Consider the following 18,543-nt stretch of genomic DNA (forward strand, 5'->3'; position numbering starts at 1 on the left):
CCGGCGCTGCGGAGGTGCTCCCCGTGCCCGGCCCGCAAGGGTCCGGTTCCGACGTCATCACCGTCCGCGCTCTTGACGCGCCCTGTGATCTGGATCATCCTGGTGTTCAAGATACAAAAACGATTGCCATGATGTGGCAATGACGGTGTCGGTCAGTGGCTTCTCGATCCTGTCCACCGGCCGCCGCCGCTCTCTCCCGCTCCGCCCACGTCCCGTGCTCCCCGCCGTCCGGGGGCACTCAGCGAAGGACCTCCCATGAACTCCTCTCCTCCACCGGCCGGTACGGTCGCGACCCACCACGGCAAGACCCCGAAGAAGGCGGCCCTGGCCAGCTGGATCGGCTCCGCGCTGGAGTACTACGACTTCGCCGTCTACGGCACGGCCGCCGCTCTGGTGCTCAACCACCTGTTCTTCCCGGCGGACACGTCCCCCGGGGTGGCGATCCTGCTGTCGATGGGCACCGTGGGCGTCGCCTATGTCGTCCGGCCCCTGGGGGCCCTGATCATGGGTCCCCTCGGTGATCGCTTCGGACGCAAGTTCGTGCTGATGCTGACCCTGTTCATGATGGGTGCCGGCACGTTCGCCGTCGGCTGCCTGCCGACCTACGACCAGGCCGGTCTGCTGGCCCCCGCCCTGCTCGTGACCTGCCGTGTCATCCAGGGACTGTCGGCCTCCGGCGAGCAGGCCAGCGCGATCTCGGTCTCCCTGGAGCACTCCGAGGAGGAGCGGCGGGCTTTCACCACGAGCTGGACGCTGCAGGGCACCCAGTTCGGCACCCTGCTCGCCACCGCCGTCTTCATCCCCTTCACGCTCGTGCTCACCGAGGAGCAGCTGTTCAGCTGGGGCTGGCGGGTCCCGTTCTGGCTCTCCGCCGTCGTGGTGGTCGTGGCCTATCTCATCCGCCGCCACCTGGAGGAGCCGCCCGCCTTCGAGCAGGCCAGGGCCGTGCTGCCCGGCGAGAAGCCGGCCACCCCGCTGGCCCTGATGGTCAAGTACCACAAGACCGCGGTGCTGCGCGTGGCCGCGGCCGCGATGATCAACACCGTCAACGTGGTCTTCCTGGTGTGGTCGCTGTCCTTCGCCACCTCCGTGGTGGGCCTCGACCGTTCGACCATGCTGTGGGTCTCCGTCCTGGCCAACGCCGTGGCCCTGCTCATGATCCCCGTGGCGGCCACGGTCGCCGACCGGGTCGGGCGCAAGCCGGTGTTCATCACCGGGGCGGTCGGCGCGGCGGCCATGATGTACCCCTATCTGGCTGCCGTGCACGCCGGGAACTGGGCGCTGATCTTCCTGTTGGGCGCGATCATGTCCGGCTTCTTCTACTCCATGGCCAACGGCATCTGGCCCTCCTTCTACGCGGAGATGTTCCCCACCCGGGTGCGCGTGACGGGGCTGGCCCTGGGCACCCAGATCGGCTTCGCGGTCTCCGGCGGCTTCGCCCCGGTCCTGGCCAGCTCCCTGGCCGGGGCCGAGGGGGACAACTGGCTGGGTGTGGCCGGGTTCGTCACCGGTGCCTGCCTGATCGCCGTGCTCGCCGCCCTGACGGCCCAGGAGACCAAGGACAGGACCCTGGGCCAGATCGACGACCTGCACACCACCCGCACCGAGGCGGTCGAGCTCGACAGGCTGCAGGGGGCGGACACGACCGCCGATCGCTGAGCGCTCAGGGGGCGCGGACGAGCGCAGACGAGGGCGGACGCCCCGGTCACCGCGACCGGGGCGTCCGCCCGTCCCCGACCCCTCCGGTCACGAACATGACACGGGTCACGTCCGCGAAGGCCGCGTGCCAGAATGACCGCATGAGCAACCCCATGAACATCTCCGGGCACAACCCCGACAAGGAGGCCCGGGCGCACCGGCCCCCGGTCACGGAGCTGTCCCCGGAGCAGGGCTGGGAGCACCTCTACAGCGCGCGCTTCGGCCGGATCGCCACCATGGACGGCGACGAGATCGAGATCACCCCCATCAACCTCGTGGCCGACGACGAGAAGATCTGCTTCCGCACGGCCAAGGGCACCAAGCTGCTGCACCTGGTGCTCAACGAGCACGTCGCCGTGCAGGTCGACCAAGCGCAGGGCGGGGAGGCGTGGTCCGTGATCGTGCGCGGCGCGGCCCGCCAGCTGACCGACCCGGAGGAGACCGCCCGGGTGGACGAGCTGCCGCTGCGGCCGTGGGTCGAGACCACCAAGCTCGAGTACGTCGAGGTGGTCCCCACGAAGGTCACCGGCCGCGTGTTCCACCTGGGCCACTGACCCGGCGCCCCGCACCGGGGCCCGGCCCGGCGGCCGGCGCGGCGCCGGAGGCCCCGCCGCACTTGTAGCCTGGACCCGTGGCACAGCACCGGATCGTCCTGCACTACGTCTTCACCCCGCTCCCCGACCCCACGGCCGTGATGCTCTGGCAGCGCGCCCTGTGCGAGGGCCTGGGGCTGCGCGGGCGGATCATCGTCTCCCCGCACGGGCTCAACGCCACCGTGGGCGGTGAGGTCGGGGCGCTCAAGCAGTACACCCGGACCACCCGCTCCCATCCCGGGTTCCGGGACACCGTGTTCAAGTGGTCGGACGGCTCGGCCGAGGACTTCCCACGGCTGTCGGTCAAGGTCCGGGACGAGCTCGTGTCCTTCGGCGCGCCCGGGGAGCTCGAGGTCGACGAGCACGGCGTCGTCGGCGGCGGCACCCGACTGGCCCCCGCCGCGGTGGACGAGCTCGTGGCCCGCCGCGGCGAGGACGTCGTGTTCTTCGACGGCCGCAACGCCCACGAGGCCCGGATCGGGCGCTTCCGCGGGGCCGTGGTCCCGGACGTGGCGCGCACCCGCGACTTCGTGGCCGAGCTGGACTCCGGGAAGTACGACCACCTCAAGACCCGGCCCGTGGTCACCTACTGCACCGGCGGGATCCGCTGCGAGGTGCTCTCCGCGCTGATGCGCAACCGCGGCTTCGAGGAGGTCTACCAGCTCGACGGCGGCATCGCCGAGTACGGCCGCGAGCGCGGGGACCGGGGGCTGTGGGAGGGCTCCCTGTACGTCTTCGACCGGCGCATGCACGTTCGGTTCACCCCGGCCGCGCTCACGATCGGGCGCTGCGACCGGTGCGCCGGCCCCGCGAACCGCTTCGTCAACTGCGCGGACGCCTCCTGCCGCGCCCTCGTCCTCGCGTGCCCGGCCTGCCACGAGGAGCGCCCGCAGCTCACCTGCCCCGCCGGGTGCGGGGCCGCCCCGCGCCCGGCGGTCGACGACGGCGCCCCGGTCGCCTCCCGGCCCGCCCCGGCACCCGTGCCCGTGCCGACGAGCGCCGCATGAGCCCCGCCGCCCCCGGTCCCTCCGGGGGACCGGCCTTCTCCCGGGTCCCGGGGACCCCCGTCTCCGACGACCCGCGGGCGCCGGCCGAGCTGCACGACGCCCTTCGCCGCACGGGCTTCACCCACGACCGCGTGGCGGAGCTGCTGGGAGAGGCGGCCATGGACGCGCTCGCGCGGGACCAGGCGGTGCCCGCCCTGCGGGTGCTCGAGCCGGCCCTCCGCACGCCCGGGCACCCGGACCGGGGTCTCGCCGGGGTCGTCGCCCTCTTCCTGCTCGGCCGCACCGTCCCCGTGCAGACCCTCGAGCCCGCCGCGGTGCGCCCGGAGCAGCTCGTGGGCCTGGGCCTCGCCGTGGAGACGGCGGGCGGGCTGCGCTCCACCGTGGACCTGCGCCCCCACGCCTCCGACGACGGGACGGAGCTGTACGTGGCGAGCGACCTGGGCGAGTCCCAGCGCCCCGGCGTGCTGCGCCGCGACCACGTGCTGGGCATCGGGCAGGCCTCCCTGACGCTGGCCCAGACGACCGACCGCCGCCGGGCGGAGCGGGCGCTGGACCTGGGGACCGGGTGCGGCATCCAGACGTTCCACCTGCTCGCGCACGCGGGGCACGTGACCGCCACCGACGTCTCGGACCGGGCGCTGGGCTTCACCCGGTTCAACCTGCTGCTCAACGCCCAGGCCCTGGGCGTCGACCCCGACCGGCTCGAGGACCGCGTGAGCCTGCGGGCGGGCTCCCTGCTGGAGCCGGTGCGCGGTGAGCAGTTCGACCTCGTGGTGTCCAACCCGCCGTTCGTCATCACCCCGCGCCCCACCGGCGAGACCCCGCAGGACCGCTACACCTACCGGGACGGCGGCCTGCCGGGGGACCGGATCGTGGCCGACCTCGTGCGGGAGCTGCCCGGGGTCATGGCCCCCGGGGCCACCGCCCACCTGCTCGGCAACTGGGAGGTGCCGGCCCCGCCGCCAGGGGACGCGCGGCCGGCCGCCGAGCGCTGGGCGATGCGGCCCGAGCAGTGGGTCCCCGAAGACGTCGACGCGTGGTTCGTCCAGCGCGAGCTGACCGGCCCCGAGGAGTACGCCGAGACGTGGCTGCGGGACGCGGCGGAGTCCCGCGACCTCGACCACTACGAACGCGCGTACCGCGCCTATCTCGACGACTTCGCCGCCCGCGGCGTCGAGGCCGTGGGCTTCGGGATGATCCGCCTCCGCCGCCCGGCCCGCACCCGGCCCGGGGGTGTGCTCCGCCGCTTCGAGCACGTCCCCCACCCGGTCCAGCAGCCTCTCGCCCCCGCCCTCGCGGCCACGTGGGAACGGGCCGACTGGCTCGCGGCGCACCCGCAGGACTGGACGGAGGCCCGGCTCGTGGCCGCCGAGGACGTCACCGAGGAGCGCCACCAGCGCCCCGGCGCGGAGCACCCCGGGGTGATCCTGCTCCGGCAGGGGGCCGGGCTGCGCCGGACCGTGGTGCTCTCGAGCGAGGCCGCGGGCTTCGCCGGGGCCTGCGACGGCGAGCTGAGCGCCCGGCAGATCCTCGGGGCGCTCGCCGCCCTGCTGGACTGGGCGGGCGACGAGCGGCAGCGACTGACCGAGGAGGTCCGCCACCTCGTGCTCGACGGCTTCCTCGTGCCCCAGGAGCCGGTGCAGCCCCCCGCCTGAGCAGCGTTGTGGGCGGATGAGCAGGCGACGCCGCGGCGGTGGGGGTGGAAGGATGGAGGCATGAGCATCGGAGAGAACCTGAACCCCATCAAGACCCTCGACAAGGACACCGTCTGGCAGCTCCTCGAGCAGCACCCCTTCGGCCGGCTGGCCGTCGAGGCCGCCGGTCTCGTGGACATCTTCCCGGTGAACTACGTGGTGCACCACCGCAAGCTGTACTTCCGCACGGCCCAGGGATCCAAGCTCTCGAGCCTCATCGTCAACGACCAGGTGGCGTTCGAGATCGACGAGGTCTCGGAAGACCACGTCGTGCGCTCCGTGGTGGTACACGGCAAGGCCCGCCGGCTCGAGACGCGCGCCGAGATCGACGCCGCGGAGGAGCTGCCGCTCAAGCCCTGGGCGCCCACGCTGAAGTACAACTTCGTGGTCATCGACGTGGAGCACGCCACGGGCCGCGAGTTCACGATCGGCGACGAGCCCGAGCGCTACCCCTCCTGAGCCCGGTCCGGGCCGCGCAGCCGCGCCCGCGCCGGGCGGCCCGGGCGACCCGCCGGGGGACGCCGACGTCCCCCGGGTCCCCGGCGCGCGGGGGTTGACGGCGGTGACGCGTTATGGTGGAGCGCAACGGCGGGCCGACACCCGCCCGTTCGACCCGACGTCCAGCAGCGCCGCGGCCCGCGGCACCGCGGACCGCAGCAAGGAGTACCGTGCCAACGAAGGCCACCCCGAGCCCGGGAACGGGCAAGAGCCTCCTCATCGTGGAGTCCCCCTCCAAGGTCAAGACCATCGCCGGGTACCTCGGCGACGCCTACGAGGTCGAGTCCTCGATGGGGCACATCCGCGACCTCCCGCAGCCCTCGGAGCTGCCGGCGGAGCTCAAGAAGGGGCCCTACGGCAAGTTCGCGGTGGACGTGGAGCACGGCTTCGAGCCGTACTACGTGGTCAACCCGGACAAGAAGAAGAAGGTCACCGAGCTCCGGCGCAAGCTCAAGGACGCGGACGCCCTCTACCTCGCCACCGACGGCGACCGCGAGGGGGAGGCCATCGCGTGGCACCTCCTGGAGGTGCTCAAGCCCAAGATCCCCGTCTACCGGCTGACCTTCTCCGAGATCACCCGGGAGGCCATCGAGCGGGCCTTCGGCGAGCTGCGCGAGCTCGACCAGGACCTGGTCGACGCGCAGGAGACCCGGCGCATCCTGGACCGGCTCTACGGCTACGAGATCTCCCCGGTGCTGTGGCGCAAGATCGCCTCGGGCCTGTCCGCCGGACGCGTGCAGTCCGTGGCCACCCGCCTCGTCGTGGAGCGGGAGCGGCAGCGCATGGCGTTCGTGCCCGCCGACTACTGGGACCTCAGCGGGACCTTCGCCCGCACCGACGGTGAGGACGCCGGTGCCGCCTTCAGCGCCCGGCTCTCCTCCGTGGACGGCAAGCGGGTGGCCGGGGGGCGCGACTTCGGCGACGACGGCGTGCTCAAGGGTGCCGCAGGCAAGCTCGCGCACCTGGACGAGCAGGCCGCCCGCGAGCTGGCCGCCGGCCTCGAGGACGCGGCGTTCACGGTCCGGTCGCTGGAGACCAAGCCGTACACCCGCCGCCCGGCCGCCCCGTTCACCACGTCCACGCTGCAGCAGGAAGCGGCGCGCAAGCTGCGCTTCACCTCCCGCACCACCATGCAGGTGGCGCAGAAGCTGTACGAGAACGGCTACATCACCTACATGCGCACGGACTCCGTCGCGCTGTCCGACCAGGCGGTCACGGCCGCCCGGCGCCAGGCCACGGAGCTCTACGGCGCCGACTTCGTGCCCGGCTCCCCGCGGCTCTACAGCTCCAAGTCGAAGAACGCGCAGGAGGCGCACGAGGCCGTGCGCCCGGCCGGGGACTCCTTCCGCACCCCGAACCAGGTCCGCGGCGAGCTCTCCGCGGACGCGTACCGGCTCTACGAGCTGATCTGGAAGCGCACCGTGGCCTCGCAGATGGCCGACGCCAAGGGGTCGACGGCGACCGTGCGGCTCGGGGCGACGTCGTCCGCCGGGCGGGACGCCGAGTTCTCCGCGTCCGGCACCGTCATCACGTTCCGCGGTTTCCTGGCCGCCTACGAGGAGGGCCGGGACGAGGAGCCCGCCGACGGCAAGGACGGCGACAAGCGGCTCCCGCGGATGGCGGAGGGCGACCGGCTGGACGCCACCGACGTCGAGGCCGACGGGCACCGCACCTCGCCGCCCCCGCGCTACACCGAGGCGTCCCTCGTCAAGGTGCTCGACGAGCTCGGCATCGGCCGGCCCTCGACCTACGCGGCGACCATCTCCACGATCATGGACCGCGGCTACGTCCGGGTCCGGGGCTCGGCACTGATCCCCTCGTGGACGGCGTTCTCCGTGGTGCGCCTGCTCGAGGAGCACTTCTCCGACTACGTGGACTACGACTTCACGGCCGAGATGGAGGAGGGCCTGGACCGCATCGCCCGCGGCGAGGAGGACAGCACCGACTGGCTGCAGGACTTCTACTTCGGCTCGCAGGGCCACGAGAACGGGCTCAAGCCCATCGTGGACGACCTCGGCGAGATCGACGCCCGCGCCGTGAACTCCATCCCCGTGACCGAGGACATCACCCTGCGGGTCGGCAAGTTCGGCCCCTACCTGGAGGTGGTCGGCGCCGTGGACCCGGAGACCGGGGAGATCACGGACCCTATCCGGGCGAACGTGCCCGAGGACCTCGCCCCCGACGAGCTCACGCCCGACAAGGCCCGCGAGCTCATCGAGACGGGCAAGGCGGACGGCCGGGAGCTCGGCCGCGACCCGGGGACCGGGCGCGCCATCGTGGCCAAGGACGGCCGCTACGGGCCCTACGTCACCGAGGTGATCCCCGAGCCCACCGCCGAGGAGCTCGCGGCCCAGCCCGTCGAGTACTACAAGAACGGCAAGCCCAAGCCCCCGAAGAAGCCGGTCAAGGAGAAGCCCCGCACGGGGTCCCTGCTCTCCTCGATGACCCTGCAGGACGTGACCCTCGAGGACGCGCTCAAGATCCTGTCCCTGCCGCGCACGCTGGGCACGGACGCCGAGGGCAACGAGATCACGGTGCAGAACGGCCGTTTCGGGCCCTACCTCAAGAAGGGGAGCGACTCGCGCTCGCTGCAGTCCGAGGAGCAGCTGTTCACGGTCACCCTCGACGAGGCCCTGAAGATCTACGCCCAGCCCAAGCAGCGCGGCCGCGGCACCGCCAAGCCGCCGCTCGCGGACCTCGGCGCCGACCAGATCACGGAACGGCCCATGGTGATCAAGGACGGGCGCTTCGGCCCGTACATCACCGACGGGGAGACCAACGTGACGGTCCCGCGCGGCGAGACCGTGGAGCAGATCACGCCGGCGCGCGCCAGCCAGCTGCTCGCGGAGAAGCGCGCCCAGGGCCCCGCCCCGAAGAAGACGGCCCGGTCGACGGCCAAGGCGACGACGGCCAAGAGCAGCACGACGAAGAAGAGCACGGCCAAGAAGCCCGCGGCGGCCAAGCCCGCCCGCGCCGGGTCCAAGGGCTGATCCGCTCCGCACGCGCGGGACGGACACGGAACTCGAAGGAGCACCACGGCATGCGTCTCGGAGTCCTCGACGTGGGGTCGAACACCGTTCACCTCCTCCTGCTGGACGTCTACCCGGGCTCCCGGCCCGAGCCGTACGCGTCCCACAAGCTCGCCCTGCGGCTGGTGCAGTACCTCGACGCGGACGGCAACATCTCCGACGCCGGCCGGGACGCCCTCACCGCGTTCGTGCTCGAGGCCCGGGACTTCGCCGTGGACAACCGGGCCGAGGACTTCCTGGCGTTCGCGACCTCCGCGATCCGCGAGGCCGGCAACGGGGCGGACGTGCTGGACCACGTGCAGTCCCGCTCCGGCGTCACCCTCACGGAGCTGGCCGGGGACCAGGAGGCGGCCGTGACGTTCTTCGCGGTGCGCCGCTGGTTCGGCTGGGGCGCGGGGACCGTCCTCGACCTCGACATCGGCGGCGGGTCCTTCGAGATGGCCCTGGGCGACAACGCGCTGCCCACCGCGGCGACCTCGGTGCCGCTCGGCGCGGGGCGGCTCACGCGCACCTTCATCGCCGGGGACGTCGCCACTCCGAAGGAGATGAAGGCGCTGCGCAAGCACGTGCGCCAGGAGCTCAAGCCCGCCGTCGAGAAGGTCCGCGCGGCGGGGGAGCCCACCTGCGTGACGGGCACCTCCAAGACCTTCCGCTCCCTCGCGCGGATCTGCGGGGCCGCACCGTACGCGATGGGCCCGTACGTGCCCCGCACCCTCCACCTCGAGGACCTCCGGCTGTGGACCCGCCGGATGGAGGCCATGTCCCCGGACGAGCGCGCCGAGCTGCCGGGAGTCTCCCCCACCAGGGCCCGGCAGATCCTGGCCGGGGCCGTGGTGGCCGAGTCGGCCATGGACGCCTACGGCGTCGACTCGATCCGGATCTGCCCGTGGGCGCTGCGCGAGGGGCTGATCCTGCGCCGCCTGGACCAGCTGAGCAGCCACTCCGACGTCCGCACCGTGGACCCCCGGCACCTCGTGGGTGCGGCATGAGCGGGCAGCCGGGCGCCGCCGCGGAGCCGTACCGTCCTCACGTGGCGCTGTCCACGAGCTCCCTGTACCCGCTCGGGGTCCCGGAGACCTTCGAGGCGGCCGTGGAGCTCGGCTACGACAGCGTGGAGGTGCTCGTCACGCACGAGCGGATGAGCCAGCTCACCCACCAGCTGCAGGACCTCGTGCAGCGCCACCAGCTCCCCATCTCGACCATCCACGCCCCCACCCTGCTGCTGACCCAGCAGGTCTGGGGCAAGTCGTGGACCAAGATCCAGATGGCGGCCGCACTCACCGAGCAGGTGGGCGCGGACGTCGTCGTGGTCCACCCCCCCTTCCGGTGGCAGCGCCGGTACGCCGCGAACTTCGTGGAGGGCGTGCGGGTGGTCTCCCGGGCCACGGGCGTGAAGATCTCCGTGGAGAACATGTACCCCTGGCGGGTCCGCGGCCGCGACACCGTGGTCTACGCCCCGCACTACAGCCCGCTCGGTCTGGACTACGACTGGGTGACGTGGGACTTCTCCCACGCCGCGACCGCCCGGATGGACTCCCTGGCCGCGATCCAGGAGCTGGGCCCCCGGCTGGGCCACGTGCATCTCACCGACGGGTCGGGGGAGACCACGGCGGACGAGCACCTGCTGCCTGGCCACGGCGTGCAGCCGGTGGCCGAGTCCCTCGAGTTCCTCGCCTCCACCCGGTGGGAGGGCATCATCGGGGTCGAGGTCTCGACCCGGCGCTCGAAGAACGCCGAGGAGCGCACGCAGTGGCTCGCGGAGTCCCTCGAGTTCGCCCGCCGGCACACGAGCCTGTCCGACGGCGCCCAGGGCACCGACGGCACGGAGAGCGCTGAGGGCACCGAGGGCTGACGGCCGCGGGCACCCGGCCTCCCGGGCCGCGCCCACCCGCTCCGTCCGACCGATCCACTCGCACCGATGCCCCCGCCGACCCCGTTCCATCGATCCGTTCCACCGATCCGTTCCACCGATCCGTTCCACCGACGAGAGGACCTCACCGACCATGACCCCTGTGCTCGCCTTCCTGGGCTGCGGCTCCATGAACGGATCCATCCTGCGGGGGGTGCTGGCCTCCGGCGTGCCCGTCGACCAGGTCCGGGCCACCGTCCGCTCCGAGGAGAGCGCGCGCCGGCTCGAGGACGGGACGGGCGTGCGGCCCTACGTCACCGGGGACGATCCCGAGGCCAACCGGCGGGCCGCCCGCGAGGCGGACGTCGTGCTGCTCGGCGTGAAGCCCGTCGGCATCCTCGACCTCGCCCGCGAGATCGCCCCCGCCCTGCGCCCCGGCACGGTCGTGGCGTCGGTGGCGGCGGGGATCTCCGTCGGCGCCCTCGAGCGCGCCCTCCCCGCCGGCCAGCCGGTGGTGCGCACGATGCCGAACACGCCCTCCAGCGTGGGGCGCGGGGTCGTCTCGGTCACCCCGGGAACCGCCACCACCCCCGAGCAGACGGAGACCGTGCGCCGGGTGCTCGAGGCCGTGGGCACCGTGGTCGAGGTCCCCGAGGAGCAGGTGGACGCCGTGACCGGCGTCTCGGGCTCCGGACCTGCCTACGTGTTCCTGCTGGCCGAGGCCATGCAGCAGGCGGGGGAGCGGATGGGGCTGCCGGCGGACGTCGCGAGGGTCCTCGCGAAGGAGACCGTCTCCGGCGCCGGGGAGCTGCTGCGCCCGGCGCAGGCCGACCCCGCGGCCCTGCGCAAGGCCGTCACCAGTCCCAAGGGCACCACGGACCGTGCCATCACGACCTTCCAGGACAACGGCTTCGAGGACCTCGTCGCGTCCGCCGCCCGCGCCTCGGCGGACCGCTCGGCGGAGCTCACGCGCGAGTTCAGCGGCGACTGAGCCGCGGCCCGGAGGCCTCTGGGTCAGGGGCGGGCCGCGAAGCGCTCGAGCAGGTCCACGTGCCCCGAGACGATCAGCAGGTCGCGGGACGTGACCTTGGTGTCGGGGCGGGCGTACGTGAAGTCCTCGCCCGGGGACTTCACGCCCACCACGGTCACGCCGTACTTCGAGCGGACGTGGGAGTCCCCCAGCGTGAACCCCTGCACCTCCCGCGGCGGATACATCTTGACGATCGCGAAGTCGTCGTCGAACTCGATGTAGTCCAGCAGCCGGCCCGAGACCAGGTGCGCGGTGCGCCGCCCCGCGTCCGCCTCGGGGAAGATCACGTGGTGCGCCCCGATGCGGGAGAGGATCTTGCCGTGCGAGGGCGTGATGGCCTTCGCCCAGATCCGGCTCACGCCCAGGTCCACGAGGTTCGCCGTGATGAGCACGCTCGACTCGATGGACGTGCCGACACCGACCACGGCCGAGTCGAACTCGGCCGCCCCCAGCTGGCGGAGGGCGTCGATGTCCGTGGCCTCGGCCTCGACCACGTGGGTGAGCTGCCCGGAGAGCTTCTGGACCAGCCCGGCGTCCCGCTCCACGCCCAGGACCTCCCGGCCCTGACGGGCCAGCTGGAGCGCGGTGGCGGTGCCGAAGCGGCCGAGGCCGATCACCAGGACGGGGACGCTGTGGGACGAACGGTCAGCCAATGATCGGCCTTTCCTCGGGGTACTTGTACAGGCGCCGGCGCGAGCGCAGCGCCAGCGCGGCGGCCACGGTGGTCGTGCCGATGCGCCCGATGAGCATGATCAGGACCAGGACGTACTTGCCGGCGGGGGGCAGCTCGCCGGAGAGCCCCACGCTGAGACCGCACGTCGCGTACGCGGAGATCACCTCGAACATGACCCGGTCCAGTGGCTCCTCGGACATCTCGACGAGGATCCCGCAGCCCACCAGGACGACGGTCGCGCCCATCATGATCACGGAGATCGCGATGCGCAGGGCGTCCTCGGGAATGGTCCGGTAGAACGCGATCACGGAGCGATCGCCGCGGGCCTCGGCCAGGATCGCCAGGAAGACGACGGCGAGGGTCGTGACCTTGATGCCGCCGGCCACGGACGCCGGGCCGCCGCCCGCGAACATCAGCGCGTCGGTCATCAGCAGGGTCACCGGTTCCAGGCTGTTCATGTCCACGAGGTTGAACCCCCCGGAGCGGACCATGACGGAGTGGAAGAAGCCCTCGAAGATCTTCTCGTGCACGGGCAGGTCCCGCAGGGTGTCCGGGTTGGACCACTCGAAGGCCAGGAACAGGGCCCACCCCACGAACAGCAGGATCGTGGTGGTCACGATCACCAGCTTCGTGTTGAGGTTCCACCGCGAGAAGCGCAGCCCGGTCTGCCGCAGCACGAGGACCACGGGGAAGCCGAGGGCGCCCAGGAAGACCCCCAGGGCGATCGGCAGCAGGATCAGCACGGCGTCCGTGTACGGGACGAGACCGTCCGAGTGGGGGGTGAACCCGCCGTTGTTGAACGCCGAGACCGCGTAGAACACCCCGTGCCAGAGAGCGGTGAGGAAGGGCTCCCCGTTCACCAGGAAGCCGATCGTCAGCACCGTGGCCAGGATCGCCTCGATCGTGACGGACATCAGCACGATGATCTGCAGGAGCGAGCCCACCTCGCCCAGACGCCCGATGTTCAGCGCCTCCTGGGTGATCAGCCGGGACTTCAGGCCCAGCTTGCGGCCGATGGCCAGGGCCAGGATCGAGGTCATGGTGAGCGTGCCCAGACCACCGATCTGCATCGCGACCAGGATCACGAACTGGCCGAAGAACGACCAGTTGGCCGCCGTCGACACGGTGGTGAGGCCCGTCACGGTGACCGCGGAGGTGGCCGTGAACACGGCGTCCTCGAGCGTCGTCACGACACCGGGAGCCGATGCGACGGGCAGCCACAGCAGGAACGAGAACACGGACACGACCGCGGCGAAGGAGATGACGGCGAGACGGGCGGGGGAGCCCGCCGCGATCCGGTCCACGAGGTCGCGCAGCGAGGTGAGCAGCCAGAAGCGGCCGCGCTCCTCCGGACGGGCCCAGGGCCCGCGCTGCAGGTGGCTCACGGGCTCTCCTCCTGGTGTCCGGACCGCCGGGCCGGGCGGGGGCGGCCGCGGCGGTCGCCGCGGCCGCTGACAGTATCGCACTGCCGGTGGCACGCAGGCGCGACGACACATAGCCGGGGACGGGCGGTCCCCGGAGCACCGTCCGGCGCCCCGGGGTGATCTAATGTCGGTGTGACTCCCGCTACATCCGGGCCCGGTGCCCCGTACCCCACGCGACTGTTCTGGGACCCCGCCCTGCTCGAGTACAACTTCGGGGACCACCACCCCATGCACCCGTCCCGGCTCGAGGCCACCTACCGCCTGGTCCAGGAGTTCGGCCTGGACCGCCGGGACAACGTCACGGTGGAGGTGCCCGAGGTGGCCCCGGACGAGGTGCTCAACCTCGTCCACCCGCAGCACTACGTGGACGCGGTGCGGGCCGTCAGCGCCGACCCCTCCGTGGAGGTCCCCGAGTGCGGGCTCGGCACCGAGGACACCCCGGCCTATCCGGGGGTGCACGAGGCGAGCGCCCGGCTCGTGGGCGGCACCTACCAGGGCGCCGTGGCCGTCCTCGCCGGGGACGCGGTGCACGCGGTGAACTTCGGGGGCGGGATGCACCACGCCCACGCGGAGAAGGCCAGCGGCTTCTGCATCTACAACGACTGCGCCGTGGCGGTCCAGCACCTGCTGGACCAGGGGGTCCGGCGGGTGGCGTACGTGGACGTCGACGGCCACCACGGCGACGGCACCCAGTCGATCTTCTACGACGACCCCCGCGTCCTCACCATCTCGCTGCACGAGACGGGCCTGACCCTGTTCCCGGGCACGGGCTTCGCCAACGAGACCGGCCGGGGGGAGGCCGAGGGGCACGCCGTGAACGTCGCGATGCCCACGGCCTCCGACGACTCCATGTGGCTGCGCGCGTTCGACGCCGTGGTCCCGCCCCTGCTGCGCCAGTTCCGGCCCGAGGTGATCGTGAGCCAGCACGGCTGCGACTCCCACTTCGCCGACGAGCTCACCCACCTGCGCGTCAGCGTCGACGCGCAGCGACAGACCGCCGTCGCCCTGGCCGGGCTGGCCCACGAGCTGTGCGAGGGCCGGTGGATCGCCACGGGCGGGGGCGGGTACAACTGCTACGACGTGGTGCCCCGCTCCTGGACGCACCTGGTCGGCGTCGCCGCGGGCCACCCGATCGACGTGCGCACCGCGGTGCCGCAGCCGTGGCGCGACCACGTCCGCGAGCGCTACGGCGCGGACGCGCCGCGGGTCATGGGCGACGAGGTGGACCTGTGGTGGCGCTCCTGGGAGGTGGGCTTCGACCCGAACGACGAGACGGACCGCACCATCATGGCCACCCGCAAGGAGGTCTTTCCCCCGTGGGGGCTGGACCCGTGGTTCGACTGAGCCCCCTGCCCGCGGGCTCCGACGGCCGTGCCGGCGGTCGCGACGGCGGCCACGCCGGCGGCGCGGACGTGCCGGTGCCGGGAGCCGCGCGGCATCCCGTTTACAGTGATCGAATGGGCAACAACGACGTGTTCGCGGTGATCGCCGACAAGACCCGGCGGGGGATACTCGCCGCGCTCAAGGACGGCGAACGACCCGTGGGGGACCTCGTGGCCGAGCTGGGGGTGTCCCAGCCGACCGTCTCGAAGCATCTGAAGATCCTGCGCGAGGCCGGTATGGTGTCCATGGAGGCACAGGGGCAACGACGTCTCTACGCCGTGCAGCCGGAGCCGCTGGCCGAGGTCACCGCATGGGTCCACGAGGTCGTGGGCGGCGCGGCCCACGAGGCGACCGTCCCGAGGTACCCCCCGGAGGACGCCGCCGGGGCCGACACGGACGGAACCGACAGCGCCGGGACGGACACGGCCGGGAGGGGCCGGGAAGCGACGCCCGGGACGGACGTCGTGGACGCCGCAGCGGCGCTCGTGCCGGAGCCGACCGTCGTCCCCGGCGCGGAGCCGGCCGTCGACCCCGGCCCGGAGCTGCCCGTCGGCGGCACCCCCGCACGCCCGAGCAGGGGCGCGGGGGCTCGTGCGGTGGACATCCTGTCCAGTCTCTCCGGCCTGCGCCGCCGCACCAGGAATCCGCGGCGGTGACCGGCCGGGCCCAACCGATCCGAACGAGGAGCACCATGCACGAGGACCTGTACCCGATCCGCCAGGCCGTACTCGCCCGCAATCCCGGAGAGGTGGAGTTCCACCAGGCCGTGGACGAGGTCTTCGACTCCCTGGGCCCCGTGGTCGCGCGCCACCCCGAGCTGCTCGAGGCCGCCGTGCTCGAGCGGATCTGCGAGCCGGAGCGGCAGATCATCTTCCGTGTCCCCTGGACCGACGACCAGGGCCGCGTGCACATCAACCGCGGCTTCCGCGTGGAGTTCAACTCCGCGCTCGGGCCCTACAAGGGCGGCCTGCGCTTCCACCCCTCCGTGTACCTGGGCATCGTGAAGTTCCTCGGCTTCGAGCAGATCTTCAAGAACGCCCTCACGGGCATGCCCATCGGCGGCGGCAAGGGCGGCTCGGACTTCGACCCGAGCGGGCGCTCCGACGGCGAGATCATGCGCTTCTGCCAGTCCTTCATGACCGAGCTCTACCGCCACATCGGCGAGTACACCGACGTCCCCGCCGGTGACATCGGCGTGGGCGGACGCGAGATCGGCTACCTGTTCGGCCAGTACAAGCGGATCACCAACCGCTACGAGTCCAGCGTGCTCACCGGCAAGGGCCTCAGCTGGGGCGGTTCCCTGGTGCGCACCGAGGCCACGGGCTTCGGCACCGTGATGTTCGCCGAGGAGATGCTGCAGACCCGCGGGCAGTCCTTCGACGGGCAGACCGTGCTGGTCTCCGGCTCGGGCAACGTGGCGACCTTCGCGATCGGCCGGGCGCAGCAGCTCGGGGCCACCGTGGTCACCGCCTCGGACTCCAGCGGCTACGTGGTGGACCCGGACGGCATCGAGCTGGACCTGCTCCGCGAGGTCAAGGAGGTCGAGCGCGGCCGGATCTCCGAGTACGCCGAGCGCCGTGGCGGGCGCGCCCGGTTCATCGCCAAGGGCTCGGTGTGGGACGTCCCGGGCACCGTGGCCCTGCCGTGCGCCACCCAGAACGAGCTGGACGGCTCCCACGCCAAGAAGCTGCTCGGCCACGGCGTGATCGCCGTGGCGGAGGGCGCCAACATGCCCACCACGGGCGAGGCCACCCGCCTGTTCCAGGAGGCGGACGTGCTCTTCGGCCCGGGCAAGGCCGCCAACGCCGGGGGCGTGGCCACCTCCGCGCTGGAGATGCAGCAGAACGCCTCCCGCGACTCGTGGACCTTCGAGTACACGGAGGAGCGGCTCGGTCAGATCATGAAGTCGATCCACGACACCTGCGCCGAGACCGCCGAGGACTACGGCATGCCCGGCAACTACGTGGCCGGCGCGAACATCGCCGGGTTCATGAAGGTGGCCGGCGCCATGATGGCGCAGGGCCTCATCTGATCCCTGCCGGGCCCGGGGGAACCGGGCCCGGCAGGGACTCCCCGTCCGCACTTCCGACACGTCCGGACCCGCGATCGTCCCACGGAGGGCCGCGGTGGTCCTACCCTGGAGACTATGGCAACGCATCGGCAGGTCCTGCAGTGGCTGGAGAACGAGCTGTTCGACGGCCACCTCGTGCTGGGCCAACAACTGCCCTCGGACCGCGACCTCGCGGCCATCCACCGCGTGTCCCGCAACAACATGCGGGAGGCGCTCAAGACCCTCGAGGCCCAGGGCATCGTGCGGCTGTTCGACGGGCCGCGCAAGTCGATCCTGCCCATGCTGGTGCGGGAGCCCGCGGCCTCCGCGGGTCCCGCGCTGCAGCTGCACATGGCCACCTCGGACTACCCCCTGCGGGACATCGTGCAGACCCGGGTGCTGCTCGAGACGTGGGCCCTGGAGCGCTCGGACCCGGAGCACCCGGCCATGGCCGAGCTGCGGGCGCTGCTCGAGCAGATGGCCCGGGACGACCTGTCCCTCAAGGAGTTCCACCACCTCGAGGTGAGCTTCCACATCGCCCTGTGCAAGACCGCCGGCAACTCGGTGGTCTCGGCCCTGATGTCCTCCCTGCGGGACTCGATCTACGAGTACACGATGGCCCTCGTGGGCCACGTGCCCCTGTGGAGCACCACGTCGGAGCGGCTGCGCGCGGAGCACCACGCCATCTACTCCGCCGTGGCGGCCGGTGACCGGCGGCTCGCGTCCCGACTGGTGGCGGAGCACATCGAGTACCAGTACCGCGAGGCCGGTGTCGACCCCGACCAGGAGCAGCGCACCCCCGGCCCTGCGCCGGACGCGCCCGCCGAGCTCAACCCGCCCGGCGGCGCGGCGGAGCCGCCGGACACCGGCCCGGACGCGTTCGGGGACGCGTTCGGGGAGGAGCCCGGGGACGGGTCCGCGCCGGTGTCCCGCAGCGCCTGAGGCGCCCGCGGCCGGACCGAATGCAGCAATCTCCCCGTGAGACGGTAGGGTGTCAGTGAACGTTTGCCCGGCCGTCACCGTCCGCAGGCCGGCACCCCCGGTTCCCGCCTGTCGCGCGGAGCTCCCGGGGACACACCACCGAGACATGAAGATGCGAGGGATCCTATGGGTTCAGTGATCAAGAAGCGCCGCAAGCGGATGTCCAAGAAGAAGCACCGCAAGCTGCTCCGCAAGACCCGGCACCAGCGCCGCAACAAGAAGTGACCCTGCGCTGAGCGCGCCACCGGGGCCGCCGTCCGATCCAGGACGGCGGCCCCGGTGCGTTCCCGGGCCCGTCCGCGTCGCGCGACGGGCCCGTAGCATGGCCCCATGAGCTCTCCTCCGCCTCCCGCCGTCACCCTTCTCACCCGGCCGGGGTGCCACCTCTGCGTGGCCGCCCGGGAGTCCGTGGACCGGGTCGCCTCCGCGCTGGGCCTGGAGTGGGAGGACGTCGACGTCGACGCCGACCCCGAGCTGGCCCGCCGGCACGCCGAGGAGATCCCCGTGGTGCTGGTGGACGGCGTCCCGCGCGACTTCTGGCAGATCGACGAGCGCCGCCTCGCCCGGCTGCTGCGGGAGCGCCTGGCCGGCTGAGCCGCCCCCGTTTTGGGGCCGGTGCGCCCGGTCTGGGACC

General features: G+C 72.4%; 17 protein-coding genes. 15 read left to right on the forward strand and 2 right to left on the reverse strand.

Annotated elements, in window-relative coordinates; translation table 11 throughout:
• Nucleotides 1–255 precede the first annotated feature (255 nt).
• From ACFYE3_RS02470 to proC, 9 genes are all read left to right on the forward strand, one after another.
• A complete protein-coding gene (locus tag ACFYE3_RS02470) occupies nt 256–1,659 on the forward strand; it encodes an MFS transporter (RefSeq protein ID WP_387605168.1) in 1,404 nt (467 codons plus the stop codon).
• A gap of 140 nt (nt 1,660–1,799) precedes the next feature.
• Nucleotides 1,800–2,252, forward strand: a complete 453-nt coding sequence (locus tag ACFYE3_RS02475; protein WP_387605167.1) for a pyridoxamine 5'-phosphate oxidase family protein — start codon at nt 1,800–1,802, stop codon at nt 2,250–2,252.
• Between the two features lie 77 nt (nt 2,253–2,329).
• Entirely contained in the window at nt 2,330–3,298 is a 969-nt protein-coding gene (trhO, locus tag ACFYE3_RS02480; RefSeq protein ID WP_387605166.1) for an oxygen-dependent tRNA uridine(34) hydroxylase TrhO, read from the forward strand.
• Entirely contained in the window at nt 3,295–4,953 is a 1,659-nt protein-coding gene (locus ACFYE3_RS02485) for a DUF7059 domain-containing protein (RefSeq protein WP_387605165.1), read from the forward strand. Before trhO ends, ACFYE3_RS02485 begins: the two co-directional genes overlap by 4 nt.
• Before the next feature lie 60 nt (nt 4,954–5,013).
• Nucleotides 5,014–5,451: a pyridoxamine 5'-phosphate oxidase family protein gene (locus tag ACFYE3_RS02490; RefSeq protein ID WP_387605164.1), complete on the forward strand. Its 438-nt coding sequence runs from the start codon at nt 5,014–5,016 to the stop codon at nt 5,449–5,451.
• Nucleotides 5,452–5,660: 209 nt separating this feature from the next.
• Nucleotides 5,661–8,480 (forward strand): type I DNA topoisomerase, encoded by a 2,820-nt coding sequence (gene topA / locus ACFYE3_RS02495; RefSeq protein WP_387605163.1) that lies wholly within the window; start codon nt 5,661–5,663, stop codon nt 8,478–8,480.
• 50 nt (nt 8,481–8,530) lie between these two features.
• Nucleotides 8,531–9,508 (forward strand): Ppx/GppA phosphatase family protein, encoded by a 978-nt coding sequence (locus ACFYE3_RS02500; RefSeq protein WP_387605162.1) that lies wholly within the window; start codon nt 8,531–8,533, stop codon nt 9,506–9,508.
• Nucleotides 9,505–10,371 (forward strand): sugar phosphate isomerase/epimerase family protein, encoded by an 867-nt coding sequence (locus ACFYE3_RS02505; protein WP_387605160.1) that lies wholly within the window; start codon nt 9,505–9,507, stop codon nt 10,369–10,371. The genes ACFYE3_RS02500 and ACFYE3_RS02505 overlap by 4 nt, the downstream gene beginning before the upstream one ends.
• Nucleotides 10,372–10,522: 151 nt before the next feature.
• A complete protein-coding gene (gene proC / locus ACFYE3_RS02510) occupies nt 10,523–11,359 on the forward strand; it encodes a pyrroline-5-carboxylate reductase (RefSeq protein WP_387605159.1) in 837 nt (278 codons plus the stop codon).
• A 23-nt stretch (nt 11,360–11,382) separates the two neighbouring features.
• Here the strand turns inward: proC and ACFYE3_RS02515 are convergent, their stop codons facing one another.
• Nucleotides 11,383–12,051 (reverse strand): potassium channel family protein, encoded by a 669-nt coding sequence (locus tag ACFYE3_RS02515; protein WP_387605158.1) that lies wholly within the window; start codon nt 12,049–12,051, stop codon nt 11,383–11,385.
• Complete coding sequence (locus tag ACFYE3_RS02520; RefSeq protein ID WP_387605157.1) at nt 12,044–13,456, reverse strand: TrkH family potassium uptake protein; 1,413 nt, start codon at nt 13,454–13,456, stop codon at nt 12,044–12,046. Before ACFYE3_RS02520 ends, ACFYE3_RS02515 begins: the two co-directional genes overlap by 8 nt.
• Nucleotides 13,457–13,627: 171 nt before the next feature.
• On the opposite strand from ACFYE3_RS02520, the gene ACFYE3_RS02525 reads away from it, so the two are divergent.
• From ACFYE3_RS02525 to ACFYE3_RS02550, 6 genes are all read left to right on the forward strand, one after another.
• Nucleotides 13,628–14,839 carry an acetoin utilization protein AcuC gene (locus ACFYE3_RS02525; RefSeq protein ID WP_387605155.1) on the forward strand — a complete coding sequence of 404 codons (1,212 nt, stop codon included), beginning with the start codon at nt 13,628–13,630 and terminating at the stop codon, nt 14,837–14,839.
• A gap of 113 nt (nt 14,840–14,952) precedes the next feature.
• Nucleotides 14,953–15,534 carry an ArsR/SmtB family transcription factor gene (locus tag ACFYE3_RS02530; protein ID WP_387605154.1) on the forward strand — a complete coding sequence of 194 codons (582 nt, stop codon included), beginning with the start codon at nt 14,953–14,955 and terminating at the stop codon, nt 15,532–15,534.
• 35 nt (nt 15,535–15,569) lie between these two features.
• A complete protein-coding gene (gene gdhA / locus ACFYE3_RS02535) occupies nt 15,570–16,910 on the forward strand; it encodes an NADP-specific glutamate dehydrogenase (protein WP_368830516.1) in 1,341 nt (446 codons plus the stop codon).
• A 114-nt stretch (nt 16,911–17,024) separates the two neighbouring features.
• The gene (locus ACFYE3_RS02540; RefSeq protein ID WP_387605153.1) at nt 17,025–17,870 is read left to right on the forward strand and encodes a FadR/GntR family transcriptional regulator; all 846 of its coding nucleotides are present in this window, start codon (nt 17,025–17,027) and stop codon (nt 17,868–17,870) included.
• A gap of 165 nt (nt 17,871–18,035) precedes the next feature.
• Complete coding sequence (locus tag ACFYE3_RS02545; protein WP_005504750.1) at nt 18,036–18,134, forward strand: 30S ribosomal protein bS22; 99 nt, start codon at nt 18,036–18,038, stop codon at nt 18,132–18,134.
• A 105-nt stretch (nt 18,135–18,239) separates the two neighbouring features.
• On the forward strand, nt 18,240–18,503 hold the full coding sequence (locus tag ACFYE3_RS02550; RefSeq protein WP_387605151.1) for a glutaredoxin family protein: 264 nt from the start codon (nt 18,240–18,242) through the stop codon (nt 18,501–18,503).
• Nucleotides 18,504–18,543: the final 40 nt, after the last annotated feature.

It is taken from the genome of Kocuria arenosa (genome assembly GCF_042879215.1).
In the GTDB taxonomy this organism is placed as follows: domain Bacteria; phylum Actinomycetota; class Actinomycetes; order Actinomycetales; family Micrococcaceae; genus Kocuria; species Kocuria arenosa.